This is a genomic window from Sphingomonas insulae (assembly GCF_010450875.1).
Classification (GTDB): domain Bacteria; phylum Pseudomonadota; class Alphaproteobacteria; order Sphingomonadales; family Sphingomonadaceae; genus Sphingomonas; species Sphingomonas insulae.
This window is the reverse complement of sequence record NZ_CP048422.1, coordinates 2,842,916-2,855,522: the sequence shown is the minus strand read 5'-3', so window position 1 is coordinate 2,855,522 and position 12,607 is coordinate 2,842,916. Positions and strand designations below refer to the sequence as shown.

At 67.7% G+C, this 12,607-nt stretch carries 12 protein-coding genes; 6 read left to right on the top strand and 6 right to left on the bottom strand.

The window, feature by feature from the left end; genetic code table 11:
• Window positions 1-34: 34 nt before the first annotated feature.
• The 3 genes from GTH33_RS15205 to GTH33_RS15195 all read left to right on the top strand — a co-directional run bounded on the left by GTH33_RS15205 (window position 35) and on the right by GTH33_RS15195 (window position 3,066).
• A complete protein-coding gene (locus tag GTH33_RS15205; protein WP_163959118.1) occupies window positions 35-862 on the top strand; it encodes an SDR family NAD(P)-dependent oxidoreductase in 828 nt (275 codons plus the stop codon).
• 83 nt (window positions 863-945) lie between these two features.
• Complete coding sequence (locus tag GTH33_RS15200) at window positions 946-2,346, top strand: MFS transporter (RefSeq protein WP_163960125.1); 1,401 nt, start codon at window positions 946-948, stop codon at window positions 2,344-2,346.
• 177 nt (window positions 2,347-2,523) lie between these two features.
• Entirely contained in the window at window positions 2,524-3,066 is a 543-nt protein-coding gene (locus GTH33_RS15195) for a CHAP domain-containing protein (protein ID WP_163959117.1), read from the top strand.
• A 202-nt stretch (window positions 3,067-3,268) separates the two neighbouring features.
• On the opposite strand, the gene msrB is transcribed toward GTH33_RS15195, so the two are convergent.
• The 5 genes from msrB to GTH33_RS15170 all read right to left on the bottom strand — a co-directional run bounded on the left by msrB (window position 3,269) and on the right by GTH33_RS15170 (window position 8,423).
• Window positions 3,269-3,763: a peptide-methionine (R)-S-oxide reductase MsrB gene (gene msrB, locus GTH33_RS15190; RefSeq protein ID WP_163959116.1), complete on the bottom strand. Its 495-nt coding sequence runs from the start codon at window positions 3,761-3,763 to the stop codon at window positions 3,269-3,271.
• A 60-nt stretch (window positions 3,764-3,823) separates the two neighbouring features.
• Window positions 3,824-4,798, bottom strand: a complete 975-nt coding sequence (locus tag GTH33_RS15185) for an endonuclease/exonuclease/phosphatase family protein (RefSeq protein WP_212592672.1) — start codon at window positions 4,796-4,798, stop codon at window positions 3,824-3,826.
• 137 nt (window positions 4,799-4,935) lie between these two features.
• Window positions 4,936-6,168 carry a cytochrome P450 gene (locus tag GTH33_RS15180; RefSeq protein WP_163959114.1) on the bottom strand — a complete coding sequence of 411 codons (1,233 nt, stop codon included), beginning with the start codon at window positions 6,166-6,168 and terminating at the stop codon, window positions 4,936-4,938.
• A 99-nt stretch (window positions 6,169-6,267) separates the two neighbouring features.
• The gene (locus tag GTH33_RS15175; RefSeq protein WP_163959113.1) at window positions 6,268-7,491 is read right to left on the bottom strand and encodes an ABC transporter permease; all 1,224 of its coding nucleotides are present in this window, start codon (window positions 7,489-7,491) and stop codon (window positions 6,268-6,270) included.
• Complete coding sequence (locus GTH33_RS15170) at window positions 7,488-8,423, bottom strand: ABC transporter ATP-binding protein (protein ID WP_163959112.1); 936 nt, start codon at window positions 8,421-8,423, stop codon at window positions 7,488-7,490. The genes GTH33_RS15175 and GTH33_RS15170 overlap by 4 nt, the downstream gene beginning before the upstream one ends.
• Window positions 8,424-8,487: 64 nt before the next feature.
• Here GTH33_RS15170 and queG point away from each other — a divergent pair, with 64 nt between their 5' ends.
• Window positions 8,488-9,537: a tRNA epoxyqueuosine(34) reductase QueG gene (queG, locus tag GTH33_RS15165; RefSeq protein WP_163959111.1), complete on the top strand. Its 1,050-nt coding sequence runs from the start codon at window positions 8,488-8,490 to the stop codon at window positions 9,535-9,537.
• 143 nt (window positions 9,538-9,680) lie between these two features.
• On the opposite strand, the gene GTH33_RS15160 is transcribed toward queG, so the two are convergent.
• Window positions 9,681-11,123, bottom strand: coding sequence for a phospholipase D-like domain-containing protein (locus tag GTH33_RS15160; protein ID WP_163959110.1), 1,443 nt, complete (start codon window positions 11,121-11,123; stop codon window positions 9,681-9,683).
• A 470-nt stretch (window positions 11,124-11,593) separates the two neighbouring features.
• On the opposite strand from GTH33_RS15160, the gene GTH33_RS15155 reads away from it, so the two are divergent.
• On the top strand, window positions 11,594-12,376 hold the full coding sequence (locus GTH33_RS15155) for a Crp/Fnr family transcriptional regulator (protein WP_163959109.1): 783 nt from the start codon (window positions 11,594-11,596) through the stop codon (window positions 12,374-12,376).
• Window positions 12,373-12,567 carry a hypothetical protein gene (locus tag GTH33_RS15150; RefSeq protein WP_163956800.1) on the top strand — a complete coding sequence of 65 codons (195 nt, stop codon included), beginning with the start codon at window positions 12,373-12,375 and terminating at the stop codon, window positions 12,565-12,567. The genes GTH33_RS15155 and GTH33_RS15150 overlap by 4 nt, the downstream gene beginning before the upstream one ends.
• Window positions 12,568-12,607 lie beyond the last annotated feature (40 nt).

Here is a 12,607-nt window from a genome sequence, read left to right as displayed (position 1 = left end):
ATACTATGATTGCCGAAAACATGGAGGAGCCAGGATGCGTTTCGCAGGAAAGCGCGCGGTCGTCACCGGCGGCGCATCGGGCATCGGGCGTGCGACCGCCCTGCGGCTGGCGGACGAGGGCGCCAGCGTGATAGTCGCGGATATCGATGGCGAGGCCGGTGCGGCACTGGCCGCCGCGTCGGGTGGCCGCATCGCGTTCCGGCACACCGACGTGACCCGGGCCGACGAGATCGAGGCGCTGATGCAGGCGGCCGATGCGGCCGGCGGCCTCGACATCGTGTTCAACAATGCCGGCGCGGGCGGGGCGAGGGAACCGATCGACCAGCTGTCGCCCGACGACTGGGACCGGACGATGGCGCTGCTGCTACGATCGGTCGCGCTCGGCATCCGCTATGCCGCGCCATTGATGGCACGACGCGGCGGCGGCGCGATCGTCAACACCGCGTCCGTATCCGCGCTTGGCGCCGGCTATGCGCCGACCGCCTATTCGACCGCCAAGGCCGGCGTGCTGCACCTCACGAAGATCGCCGCCGCAGACCTCGCCGCGGCGCACATCCGCGTCAACGCGGTGGTGCCGGGGTTCATCACCACGGCCATATTCACCCGTCACCTCGACATCGAGGGCGCGCGTCGCGAACAGGCGGACGGGATGATCGCCGGCGCCGCCGCCAAGGCGCAGCCGATCCCGCGCGCCGGCCGACCCGAGGATATCGCGGCGGCCGTCGCCTTCCTCGCCAGCGAGGACGCATCGTTCATCACCGGCACGCACATCCTGGTCGATGGCGGCCTGACGATCGGGACGCGGGCCAGCTGGGACCCCGCCGTACCATCGATGCTGACCGCGCTGGAGGCGTTCCGGTGAGTACGTCCGTGCGCGGGGTCCCGGCATCGGCGGCGGCATCGGCGATCGTGGTGCCGCGCGCCCGGCGGCTGCGCACCGGTACGATGGGCGCCTATGCCTTCGGAGCGGTCGCCTATGGCGTGAAGGACGCCGGCTTCGGCACGTTCCTGCTGCTGTTCTACAACCAGGTGGTCGGCCTGCCTTCGGCGACGGTCGGGCTGGTGGTGATGATGGCGCTGCTGATCGACGCTTTCGTCGATCCGATGGTCGGGTTCTTCTCCGATCGCACGCGCACCCGCTGGGGGCGGCGGCATCCGTGGATGTATGCTTCTGCGCTGCCGATCATGGTCGGCTGGGTCCTGCTGTGGAACCCGCCCGAATCGCTGTCGCAGCCGGCGACGCTCGGCTGGCTGTTCCTGACCGCGGTGCTCGTGCGCACGGCGGTCAGCTGCTATGAGGTGCCGTCGGTCGCGCTGACGCCCGAATTGTCGTCGGATTACGACGAACGGACACGGATCATGGCATGGCGCTACCTGTTCGGCTGGGCCGGCGGGCTGACCATGCTGGTGTCGGCCTATCTCTATTTCCTCGCGCCGACGCCCGCCTTCGCCAACGGCCTGCTCAATCGCGACGGCTATGTCGGTTACGCGCTGCTCGGCGCGCTGCTGATGGGCAGCGCCATTCTCATGTCCGGCTGGGGCACGCATCGCGAGATCCCGAACCTGCCCAACCCGCCGATCGTCGCGCAGTCGCTGCGCGACAGCTTCCGCGAACTCGGCCAGACGGTGCGCAACCGCGCGTTCGCGATCCTGATGCTGGCGGGCCTGTGCGCCTATACGGTGCAGGGGATCAGCTACGCGATGTCGACCTACCTCTACACCTATGTCTGGGGGTTTCGGGGAATCGTCTTCGTCTATGCGACGGTGGCGCTGTTCGGCGGCGTGCTGGTCGCGTTCGTGGCGGCGCCGCGCATCGGCCGGCGGGTCAGCAAGCCCTCGGCCGCGGCCACCGCGGTCGTGGCCGGCGCGAGCTTCAACATCGCGCCTTATGCGCTGCGCCTGCTGCACGTCCTGCCGGAGGTCGGCACCGCCACCCTGCTGCCGGTGCTGCTCTGCTTCTTCGTCGTCGCGACGGCGTGCAACGTCACCGCCTTCATCCTCGGCGCATCGATGATGGCCGATGTGGTCGAGGATTCGGAGGCGAAGACGGGACGCCGGTCCGAAGGGGTGTTCTTCGCTGGATCGTTCTTCGTGCAGAAATGCACCTCGGGCATCGGGATCTTCCTGGCCGGTGCAATCCTGGCGGTCGCGGGCTTTCCCGAAAAGGCGACGCCGGGGCAGGTGCCGGTGGCGACGATCGACCGACTGACGCTGACCTACGGCATCGCCTATCTGACGATCGCGGGGCTGGCGGCGTTCTGCTTCACCCGCTTTCCATTCGGCCGGCGCGAGCATGAGGCGCGGTTGGCGCGGCTTGGGGCAGAGGCGCTGACTGATTCACACTGATCGAACCGTTCATCGTAGCGAAAGGGTCAGCCCTTCGGACGCGCTTCGACGGTCCATCCCCCACTCGTCGGCGCGCCAACACAGTTCGCCGCTTATGGTTCCGGCGGCCATTGGAGAAATGAGAACCCCCGGCTAGCGACATCCTCGACGAACGGGTTTTGACCGGGGGGTCAGCAAATGACTGTTAAGGCGTTGGCAGCGCGTTTTGCGCTGGTGTTTTCGTGCGGCCTGATGATGGCCACTCCGGCGATGGCGCAATTCTGGCAGTGCGCGCCGTACGCCCGCGAAATCTCGGGCATCGACATCCATGGCAACGCCAACACCTGGTGGAGCCAAGCCGCCGGCAAGTACGAACGGGGTCATGCGCCCAAGGTCGGCGCGGTGCTCGCCTTCCAGTCGACCCGCCGCATGCGCGTCGGCCATGTCGCCATGGTGTCGCGGATCGTGAGCGATCGCGAAGTGCTGCTGACCCACGCCAATTGGTCGCGCCCCGGCGGCATCGAACGCGATGTCCGGGCTGTCGACGTGTCGACGGCGGGCGACTGGAGCGAAGTGAAGGTCTGGTACGGCCCGACCGGCGGCCTCGGCACCTCCAGCTATCCGACCAATGGCTTCATCTATTCGGGCCATGCACCGGTCGTGGAGCAGGCGCCTGCGGTCGATACCAACGTCATCGCCACCGCCGCCATCGTGCCGGTCGTTCCCGTCGCCGGCGAGTAACTGCCGGCGCGCCGTTTATCCCCCTGTTTTCCTCATTGTCATCCCACAGCTGGTGAAGGCGCACCGCGCCGGTCCCCCACGTCTTAAGCGAAGCCCATGACGATCCGGGCGCCGGCCACGGTGACGGATCAGGCGAGGGGATGAGGCTGTCGGCAAGCCGGCGCGAGAAACGTCGACGTACCATGGACCGTCCGGTGCTGGATCAGCCCGCCTTGAACGTCATCGCCACGCCGTTCATGCAATAGCGCTTGCCGGTCGGCTTGGGGCCATCGTCGAAGACATGGCCGAGGTGTCCGCCGCATTGCCGGCAATGCACTTCGGTCCGCTCCATCATCAGCGATCCGTCGGTGCGTGTCGCCACCGCCTTCGGCAACGGTGCATAGAAGCTCGGCCAGCCGGTGCCGCTCTCGAACTTCGTCTTCGACGAGAACAGCGGTAGCGCGCAGCCCTTGCATGCGAAAGTGCCGGCACGATGTTCGGCGTTGAGCGGGCTGGAATAGGGTCGTTCGGTACCCTCGTGGCGCAGCACGTTCCACGCGGCGTCGCCCAGCTTCGTGCGCCACGCCGCATCGCTCATCTGCACCGGGAAGCGTTCGGCGGCCGCGGCCGGCGCGCTGCGACAGCCCCATAACGCGGCGCCGGCGACGCCGGCGGCGGCAAGCGACAGGAACGAGCGGCGGGTGGAATGCTGGGTCATTGCCGGGATATAGGCATGGGCCCGCCCGCAATCCATGCCGCCGCGCGATCCCGAACCGGTTCAGGTGCGGAATGCGAACGCCCGCATCACCCCGACGTGGTCGGACAGTTGCGTGCCGTCCGGCAGGGTCCCGAAGCGCAGCGTGCGGCCTTCCGGTGCGATCGTGCCGCGATAGGCGACCATGGTCTTCGCCCGTGCCGGCGTCGGCACCGGCGCAATCACCCGGCAGGTGTCGCCGCAACTGCTTTCCGACGCGGCGAGCGTCATGGCATCGTCGCCGAACAGCGCGGTCGACAGATACGCCTGCCGCTCCATATCGTTACCGACGTTGAAATCGCCGGCCAGCACGACCGGCGATCCGGATCCCGCCAGCGCCGCGACGAACTGGCGCAGCACGTCGACCTGCCGGCGATAGGCGTACAGGCTGCGTGCATCGTCCACGCCCGATGCCGCACGGGCATTCAGGTGGGTGTCGATGACGATCAGCGGCGCCGTGCGGCCGGGAATGCGGAGCGCGACGGCCAGCACGCCCTTGTTGGCCAGACAGTCGTAACCGGCGCAGGCGAAACGCGGATAGGCAATGCGGTGCGCCCAGACGATCGGATAGTCGGAGAACACCGCGAGGCCACTATCCTCGCGCGGCGCTTCGGTTTCGCCATGCCAGAAACTCGCCCCTTGCAGGAACGCGGCTTCGGACGGCGTCGCGGCCGGCGCACCCGGCATCGCCGCGGAGGGGCCGAAGGCGGCGTAACGATAGCCGGCCGTGACGCCGATCGCCTTTTGCGCATCCCCGAACGCTTCCTGCACGGCCACCACCTGCGGTCCGGTGCCGCGCGCATGCAGCGCGCGCAGTTCGGCCGCGATGGCGGCCGCCGCGGCGGTACGACCGTGCGTCAGCGGCCACGGCAATCCTTCGACGTTGTAGGAGAGCATCGTCACCGGTCCGGCGACAGGGACGGGGTGCATGACCGGCGGTTCGCTGGCCTGCACCGACCGCGGTTCCGCCAACCCCGTCACCAGCAGAACCGACGCCAACAAGACAATACCCGGTATGCGCACGAACCGTCTCCCACCCCACTAGGGCCGGTTCGTAATCATATCGATATGACGGTGCGACGTAGCCGTCATGACAACGCCGTCATTCACGCCATTCGTGGCGATTCAATAACGGGTCAATAACGGCTGATCTCGACCGGGAGCGATCGATAGCCATGGACGAAGCACGCCGCGACCCGCGTCGGTTCCTCCAGCACGTTCACCCGCATCCGCCGTTTTGCCATTTCCTCGAGCAGGATGCCGATCTGCATCTCCGCCAGCCGTGCGCCGACACAGCGATGGATGCCGTGACCGAACGCCAGGTGCCGCCGCGCATTGGGCCGATCGACGCGAATGGCGTCGGCATCCGGCCCGAACACGCTCTCGTCCCGGTTTGCCGAGATGTACCAGAGCGCCAGCTTGTCGCCTTCGCGGATCGTCTGCCCCATCAGCTCGGTATCGCGCGTCGCGGTGCGCCGCATGTGCGCCAGCGGCGTCTGCCAGCGAATGATTTCCTGCGTCGCATTGGCGATCAGCGTCGGATCGCCTTCCAGTTGCGCGCGTGCGTCGGGAAAGCGATCCAGCCCATAGGCGAGCGCCGACATCGTGTTGCGCGTCGTGTCGTTGCCGCCGACGATCAGCAGGATCAGGTTTCCGATGAATTCGAAATGGTCCATGTGGCTCATCGCATCCGAATGGATCATCATGCTGATGAGGTCGGGCGTCTGGGGCTTGCCGACCTTGCTGTTCCACAGCTGCTGGAAATAGGCGCCGCATTCGTACATGTGCGCCAGCCGCTGTTTGCGCAGATCCTCGTTCTTGATGAGTTCGATATCACCCGCCCAGTCGGACCAGAAGGTCAGCTTGCGCCGGTCCTCCCACGGGAAGTCGAACAGGATCGCCAGCATCTGCGTCGTCAGTTCGATCGACACGGTATCGACCCAGTCGAACCGCGTGTTCCACGGCAGGCTGTCGAGGATTTCGGCGGTACGACGCCGGATGTCCTCGCTCATCCGCGCCATCTCGGACGGCGTGAAGGCGGGGGCGACGGTGCGCCGCTGTCCGGTATGCACCGGCCGGTCGCGCGCGATGAACATCGGCATCCGCACGTCGCTTTCGGGCAGGAAGTCGGCGAGCGTGATGCCGCCCGCCTCCGAAGAATAGAGGTCCGGCAGCGATTCGACCTCGACGATCGGCTTGTAGGTGCTGACCGACCAATAGGGGCCGTAATCGCTGTGTTCGCAGCGATAGACCGGCGCTTCGCCGCGCAGCCGTGCGAACGGCGCCTGCCAGGTGTCGTCGCGGTACAGGTCCGCGCGGCTGACATCGAGCGGATCGACCCGCATTTCGGGCTGCACCAGCGTCGCCATCGTCTCTCTCCTGTCGTTTTCCGGCAGGAGATACCCAACTGACATTCGTGTCAATTGCCCTTCGTCGCAACTGCGATGCGGCGCGGCCGGACGATCGGCTTACCCCCGCGCCCGCTTCCAGAACGGCTTGGCGCTGCCCGATTGCAGCACCCCGCGCCGGAACAGCCGCGCGCCGAGCGTGATGAAGATCGACACCCACAGCAATTGCCACGCGATCGCCGCGATGTGCGGCCATAGTTCGGCGGAGGTCGCCGCCCGGCCCGCCATCGCGAACGGCGACGACAGCGGGAACATCTCCGCCAGCGTCGCCACCCAGCTGCCCGGTCGCGCGGTCCCGGCGAGCGACAAGGCCAGCATCCCCATCTGCAAGACCGAGATGGGCAGCGCCAGCATCTGGATCTCGCGCGGGGTCGATGCCTGCGCGCCGACGACGAGGAATGCCGACCCGAGCAACAGATAGGCCATGGTGAAATAGATCACGAACAGCGCGACGAAGGCCGGCATGCCGACCGCGGCCTGGATCGCCAGCGCCGATGCGACCTCCGGCGGCAGCAGCGATCCCAGCTTGGCGATGATCGTCCCCCAGAAGCAGACGAACAGGATCGCCACGCCGAACATGCCGAGCAGCTTGCCCAGGAACACGCTTTCCAGCGGCACCGCCGCAGCGAGCACCTCGATCACCTTGTTGTTGCGCTCTTCGGCCATCGTGCCGACCACCTGGCTCGCCAGGAACAGGTTGAGCAGGAACACGCCGAACACCGCGAACGATGCCGACTGGCGGCGGTTGCCGGCCGATCCGCCGGGCCGTTCCATCGCCGTCTTCACCGCGGTGACCTGCGGCATGTCGCCGTTCAACCGATCCGCCGCCAGCGTTTCCGCCGCGAGCAGCGCCAGATAGTCCGCGGCGCGCTTGCCACGCGGGCCGTACAGCACCTGCGGCGCGTCGAGCGGCCCGAACAGCACCGCCGTCGCTTCGTACTCCCTAGTGGCGAAGGCGGCCCGCGCCTGCGTGGCGGGGTCGCCGGCCGGGCGCAGCGTGGTGAGGCCCGGCGGCGCCTCCTCGTCGCGCCGGAACACATCGCGCAGCCGCGTGTCCGCCCGGGCGATCGTCGCCGCCTCGCGATCCGGTACGATCGCGACGATCCGGGCCTTGTCGCCCCGTCCGTCGGCGACGCTTGCCGCACCCAGGCCGCCGACTGCGCCGAACGATCCCATGATGACCGGCGCGAACAGGAACAGGAGGAAGATCGGCGTGAACACCGTCGCGATGAAATCGCGCCGCGCGATGGTCAGCGCCTGACGCAGCGTCCGGGCGAGGTTCATGCCGCGTCCTCCCCGCCGGCCGCATCCACCGCATCGCGTCCGACGATGCGGACGAAGGCGTCATGCAGGCTCGGCCGCTCGATCGACAATCCGCCGATGCCGTAGCCTCGCTCGATCAGCGTCACCAGCAATCCCTCGATCCCCTCAGGCGGCAACTGGAAACGCCATCCGTCCCCGTCGGCCACCGCATCGTGCGGCAGCGCATCGGCCACCGCCGCATCCGGCCGCGTCGGCAGGTAGCGTACCCGGCTGGGCAATGTGCCGCGCGCATCGTCCACCGTTCCCTCGAAGCGGCGCTTGCCGCCGGCGATGATCGCCAGCCGGTCGCACACCCGCTCGGCATGCGCCATGATGTGCGTCGAGAACAATACCGTCGCGCCGCGATCTCGCTCGGCGAGGATCAGCGCCTCCAGCTTTTCCTGGTTGACCGGGTCGAGCCCCGAAAACGGTTCGTCGAGCACCAGCAGGTCGGGGCGGTGCACCACCGATCCGAGCAGCTGGACCAGCTGTGCCATGCCCTTCGACAGCTTCTTGATTTTCTCGTCGATCGCGTGGCCCAGACCCGCCGCCTCCATCATCTCGGCAGCGCGCGTGCGGCCGGTCTTGCGGTCCAGCCCGCGGAGAGCGCCCATGAACGCGATCGCATCGCGCGCCTTCATCGATGGATACAGGCCGCGTTCCTCGGGCAGATAGCCGACCCGGTCGCTCGCCTCGCGCGGGGCGAAATGGCCCAGGATCGACCGGCGCCCCTCATCGGGTTCGATGATCCCCAGCAGCGTGCGCAGCGTCGTCGTCTTGCCCGCGCCGTTCGGACCGAGCACGCCGTAGATCGCGCCGCGCGGCACCGACAGGTCGACGCCGTCGACGACGCGCCGGTCGCCGAAGCGCTTTACCAGATGTTCGGCGAACACCGCCGTTTGATCGTCCGCCAAAAGTTCATCCCGCCCGTATGCCGGGCCGATGACCCCGGCCCCCGATCTGTGGTAGCGGCGGCCCGTGTCCGAACACAAGCAGCAACCCGGGATCGAGGCGCGCATCAAGGCGAAAGCGGCGGAGCTGGGCTTCGTCGCCTGCGGTATCGCGCGCGCCGACGCCGCGCCGCAGACCGCCGCCCGGCTGCGCCAGTGGCTGGACGAGGGGCGCCACGGCGACATGATCTGGATGGCGGAGCGCGAACATCATCGCGGCACCCCCGCCGGCCTGTGGCCGGAGGTGCGCAGCGTGATCGCGCTCGGCATGAGTTATGCCCCCGCCGCCGATCCGCTGCGGCTGGCGGGGGAGGGCGATCGGGCCCGCATCTCCGTCTATGCGCAGGGCGGCGACTATCACGACGTCATCAAGCGCGCGCTGAAGGCGCTGGGCCGGTGGCTGGCGCAGGAGGCGGGGTGCGACCTCAAGGTGTTCGTCGACACCGCCCCGGTCATGGAAAAGCCGCTCAGCGAGGCGGCGGGGCTGGGCTGGCAGGGCAAGCACACCAATCTCGTCAGCCGCGACCATGGCAGCTGGCTGTTCCTCGGCGCGATCTACACGACGCTCGACCTGGCGCCCGACCGGCCGGGCCGCGACACCTGCGGATCGTGCGATGCCTGCCAGCGCGCCTGTCCGACCGATGCCTTTCCCGCGCCCTATCGCCTCGATGCGCGGCGTTGCATTTCCTATCTGACGATCGAGCATGCCGGTCCGATCCCCCACGAATTCCGCGAGGGGATCGGCAACCGCATCTATGGCTGCGACGACTGCCTGTCGGTGTGTCCCTGGAACAAGTTCGCCGCTACCGCTGCGGCCAACATCGCCTTTCACCCCCGCGCCGAACTGACCGCGCCGATGCTGGCCGACATCCTCGCGCTCGACGATGCGAGTTTCCGCCAGGTGTTCGCCGGCTCTCCGATCAAGCGCATCGGCCGGGGGCGCATGGTGCGCAACGCCGCCATCGCCGCCGGCAACAGTGGCACCGCGACATTGCTACCGGCGCTGGAACAGCTGCGTCACGACGATGACGCGGTGGTCGCCGAGGCGGCGGCGTGGGCGATCGGGCGGCTGAGGTAGGACGGGAGGGCGGGAGTGGCGGCTGCTATCCTGCCGACATTCGCCCGACGACCACAGGCCATGCGCGAGTGTCCATGGGGTCACTGCACATCAGGGCAGGCGGGATGCCGCGCCGTGACATGCGGACCCTATCGTGCCCCGGATCAGCCGCGGCGCTTCAGGCGGCCGCGGAACAGGCCGCGATGGGTGGTGGCCTCGAACATCTCGCCGGGACCCTCAGGATCAAGGACCTCATTGTCCGCCAGCCATTTTTGAACGCCGTCGAGGTCCGGCACTTCATAGGGGCGAAGCGACCGGCCGGGGCCGCGCAGGCGCTCGATCGTCTCGATCAGCGATCCGGTCTGTTCCATCAGCTGGGCAACGCGTTCGGGCGGGACGTCGAGATGTTCGGCCATCAGGTCGTGGCGGGTGGCGCGGATCTTGTCCTCCAGCCCGGCATCGGGATGGCGATCGGTGTCGAGCACGATGTCGCATTCGGTATCGAGGCGCAGCGAGCGATTGTTGATGTTGGCCGATCCGACGCGCAACTGCGTGTCGTCGATGATCGTGATCTTGGCGTGGCAATAGATCGCGGTGCCGCCGCGGGTGAACGGATGGTAGAGACGAAAGCGGCCATGCGCGTCGTGCTGGCGCAGCGTTTCGACCAGCCGTGCGCGCGCGGTGTCCATCGCGAGCGGCTCCAGCCAGCCCTGTGCGGTCAACGGATTGATGATGACCACTTCGGGGCCGTCCGGTTCATCGAGCCGGGCGGCGATCGCCTCAGCGATCCGGCGCGAGGCGAAATACTGGCTTTCGCAATAGATGTGGCGCCTGGCCGCCTTGATCTGGTCGAGGAACAGTGCCTCGACCTCCGTCACTGCCGGTTCGCCGGGCATCTCCGGCTGGCTGCGGGCGATGCCGAGGTCGACGTTTTCAAACGTCGGGCTGAGCGAGGCGGGCCAGCACGCGCCGCCGCCCTCGACCGGGCCGATGGCATGGCCGGATGCGAGGTTCCAGCGGTCGCGGCACAATTCGCCCAATGCGGCGGCGGCGGGGCCGGTGATCGCGGTGGTGGCGTCGTGCCACGGCTTGTAGGGCTTGCCGCCGGGCAGCTTGCGACCCGGATCGTCGTCGCGATGGGCGCGGGTGTCCCAGCGTTCCGCGGTCATGTCGATCCCGCCGCAAAAGGCGAGGCAATCGTCGATCGACACGATCTTCTGGTGGTGGGACGAGGCGGTGGGATGGTGCCCGTCCAGCTTCACGTGAATGCGCGGGTGGCGCATCCATTTGAGGACGGTGAACACCGTGCTGCCGCGGAACGCCGCTTTAAGCGCACCGACGTCCCAGCGCAGCAGGTACAATTCCAGTTCCGGATTGCGTTCGACCAGCCAGTAGAGGAAGTCGCCGACCGTCTCAGGCCCCTCGGTCGCGGTGTTGCCGCCGACCAGCCGGATGCGCGCATCGAAATCCCAGCCGACCAGCATGATCCGCTTGCGGGCCATGCCGAACGCTTCGCGCGCGACCCCGAAATAATGGTCCGCATCGACGATCACCGACAGGCGATCGGCATGTTCGATACGCCAGACGTTACGGGCTGGGTCGAGCATCGGGGGCGATTGGTCCTTCCTGTCGGCCGTCGATGCCGTCGAGCACCTGGGCACTGCGCGCGGACTGGCCCGCCGCGGGATCGAGGCGGGCGGAGGCAGCAAGCTGTTCCGCCCATACGGCAGCAGACCGCGCACCCCGGGGATCGGGCGGCTCGGCCGGCATCGCGGCGTGCGTACCGGTGAAATGCTGCGCCGTGAAGTCATAGAAACGGCGGGCGACTTTGCGCGACGCTGCGTCGCCATGCGGTTCAGGGAAGGCAGCGCCGCCCGGACGGGGGGACGCGGAGGGAAGCCGGGGGCGAAAGCGCCCCGGTCGACGAGGTGGGAGGACGAGGTCGATCGCATTGCTGCCAGCCGACGGGTCGGGGCGGGGAAGCGCGGATCGCCCGGTTTACCGGCATGCATGGAGGGCAGGCAGGAATGGAAACGTCAGGGAACGTTACGCGTGCGATTTGAGTTTAACCGCTTTGATGAGAGACGATCCCGCACCCTCCCTGCTACCCGCGCCCGATCTGGCCAGCTTTCCGCTGACCGGGCGGTTCCTGCTCGGTCGCGGCAGGGATCGCATGACCGACGAGGAGCGCCGGGTGCTGGAAGGGGCGGCGCACGCCGTGAAGGATTATCCCGCGCGTCATCACCTCGTCCATCGCGGCGAGCCGGTCGATACCAGCATGATGCTGGTCGAGGGATATGTGACACGGTATATGGACGACCGGGAGGGGTATCGACAGCTGGTGTCGGTGCACGTTCCGGGCGATTTCGTCGACCTGCACGGCTTTCCGACTGGTCGTCTCGACCATGATCTCGGCACGCTGGGGCCGGTCAGGATGGCGCTGTTCGATCACCAGACGCTGGTCGGCATCACCGAACAGCATCCCCGGCTCACCCGTTTCCTGTGGTTCGCGACCCTTGCCGATGCCGCGATGCACCGCGAATGGATATTCCGGCTCGGCCGGCTGGGCGCGGACGGACGGCTTGCGCATTTCTTCTGCGAACTGAACGCCCGGCTGGAGCTGGTCGGCCTGGCGCGCGATGGCAAGTTCGAACTGCCGCTTACCCAGCCCGATTTGGCGGAGGCGTGCGGCCTGACCGGTGTGCACGTCAACCGGACGCTGCGCCGGCTGCGGGAGCAGAACCTGTTGCTGGTTCGCAATGGCAAGGTGGAAATCCTTGATTACGCTGGTCTTTGTGCCGCAGCGGAATTCAATAGCGATTACCTCTATTCGGATTGCGGCACATGGAAGACGACATGAACGACCGCGCGGCAGGTGGTCATGGCCAGCGTCCGCAGACCAAGCCCGGATCGGTGTCGCTGGAGGACGGTCAGGTCATGCTGGATGGTCCCGACGGCGTTGCGGTGGCGATGACGCCCGAAGCGGCGCTGGAAACCGGCCGGCGGCTGATCGATGTCGCCGAACGGGCGGGCGCGCGCCGACCGGGGTGACGTGCCCGGATCATCGACTATGCTGGCGGCAGTCATGATC

Bases quoted from the DNA above. Each gene is read 5' to 3' on its own strand.
- GTH33_RS15205 (WP_163959118.1), top strand. From the start codon at position 35: ATGCGTTTCGCAGGAAAGCGCGCGGTCGTCACCGGCGGCGCATCGGGC.
- GTH33_RS15195 (WP_163959117.1), top strand. From the start codon at position 2,524: ATGACTGTTAAGGCGTTGGCAGCGCGTTTTGCGCTGGTGTTTTCGTGC.
- GTH33_RS15180 (WP_163959114.1), bottom strand. From the start codon at position 6,168: ATGGCGACGCTGGTGCAGCCCGAAATGCGGGTCGATCCGCTCGATGTC.
- GTH33_RS15150 (WP_163956800.1), top strand. From the start codon at position 12,373: ATGAACGACCGCGCGGCAGGTGGTCATGGCCAGCGTCCGCAGACCAAG.
- GTH33_RS15175 (WP_163959113.1), bottom strand. From the start codon at position 7,491: ATGAACCTCGCCCGGACGCTGCGTCAGGCGCTGACCATCGCGCGGCGC.
- GTH33_RS15200 (WP_163960125.1), top strand. From the start codon at position 946: ATGGGCGCCTATGCCTTCGGAGCGGTCGCCTATGGCGTGAAGGACGCC.
- GTH33_RS15155 (WP_163959109.1), top strand. From the start codon at position 11,594: ATGAGAGACGATCCCGCACCCTCCCTGCTACCCGCGCCCGATCTGGCC.
- GTH33_RS15160 (WP_163959110.1), bottom strand. From the start codon at position 11,123: ATGCTCGACCCAGCCCGTAACGTCTGGCGTATCGAACATGCCGATCGC.
- msrB (WP_163959116.1), bottom strand. From the start codon at position 3,763: ATGACCCAGCATTCCACCCGCCGCTCGTTCCTGTCGCTTGCCGCCGCC.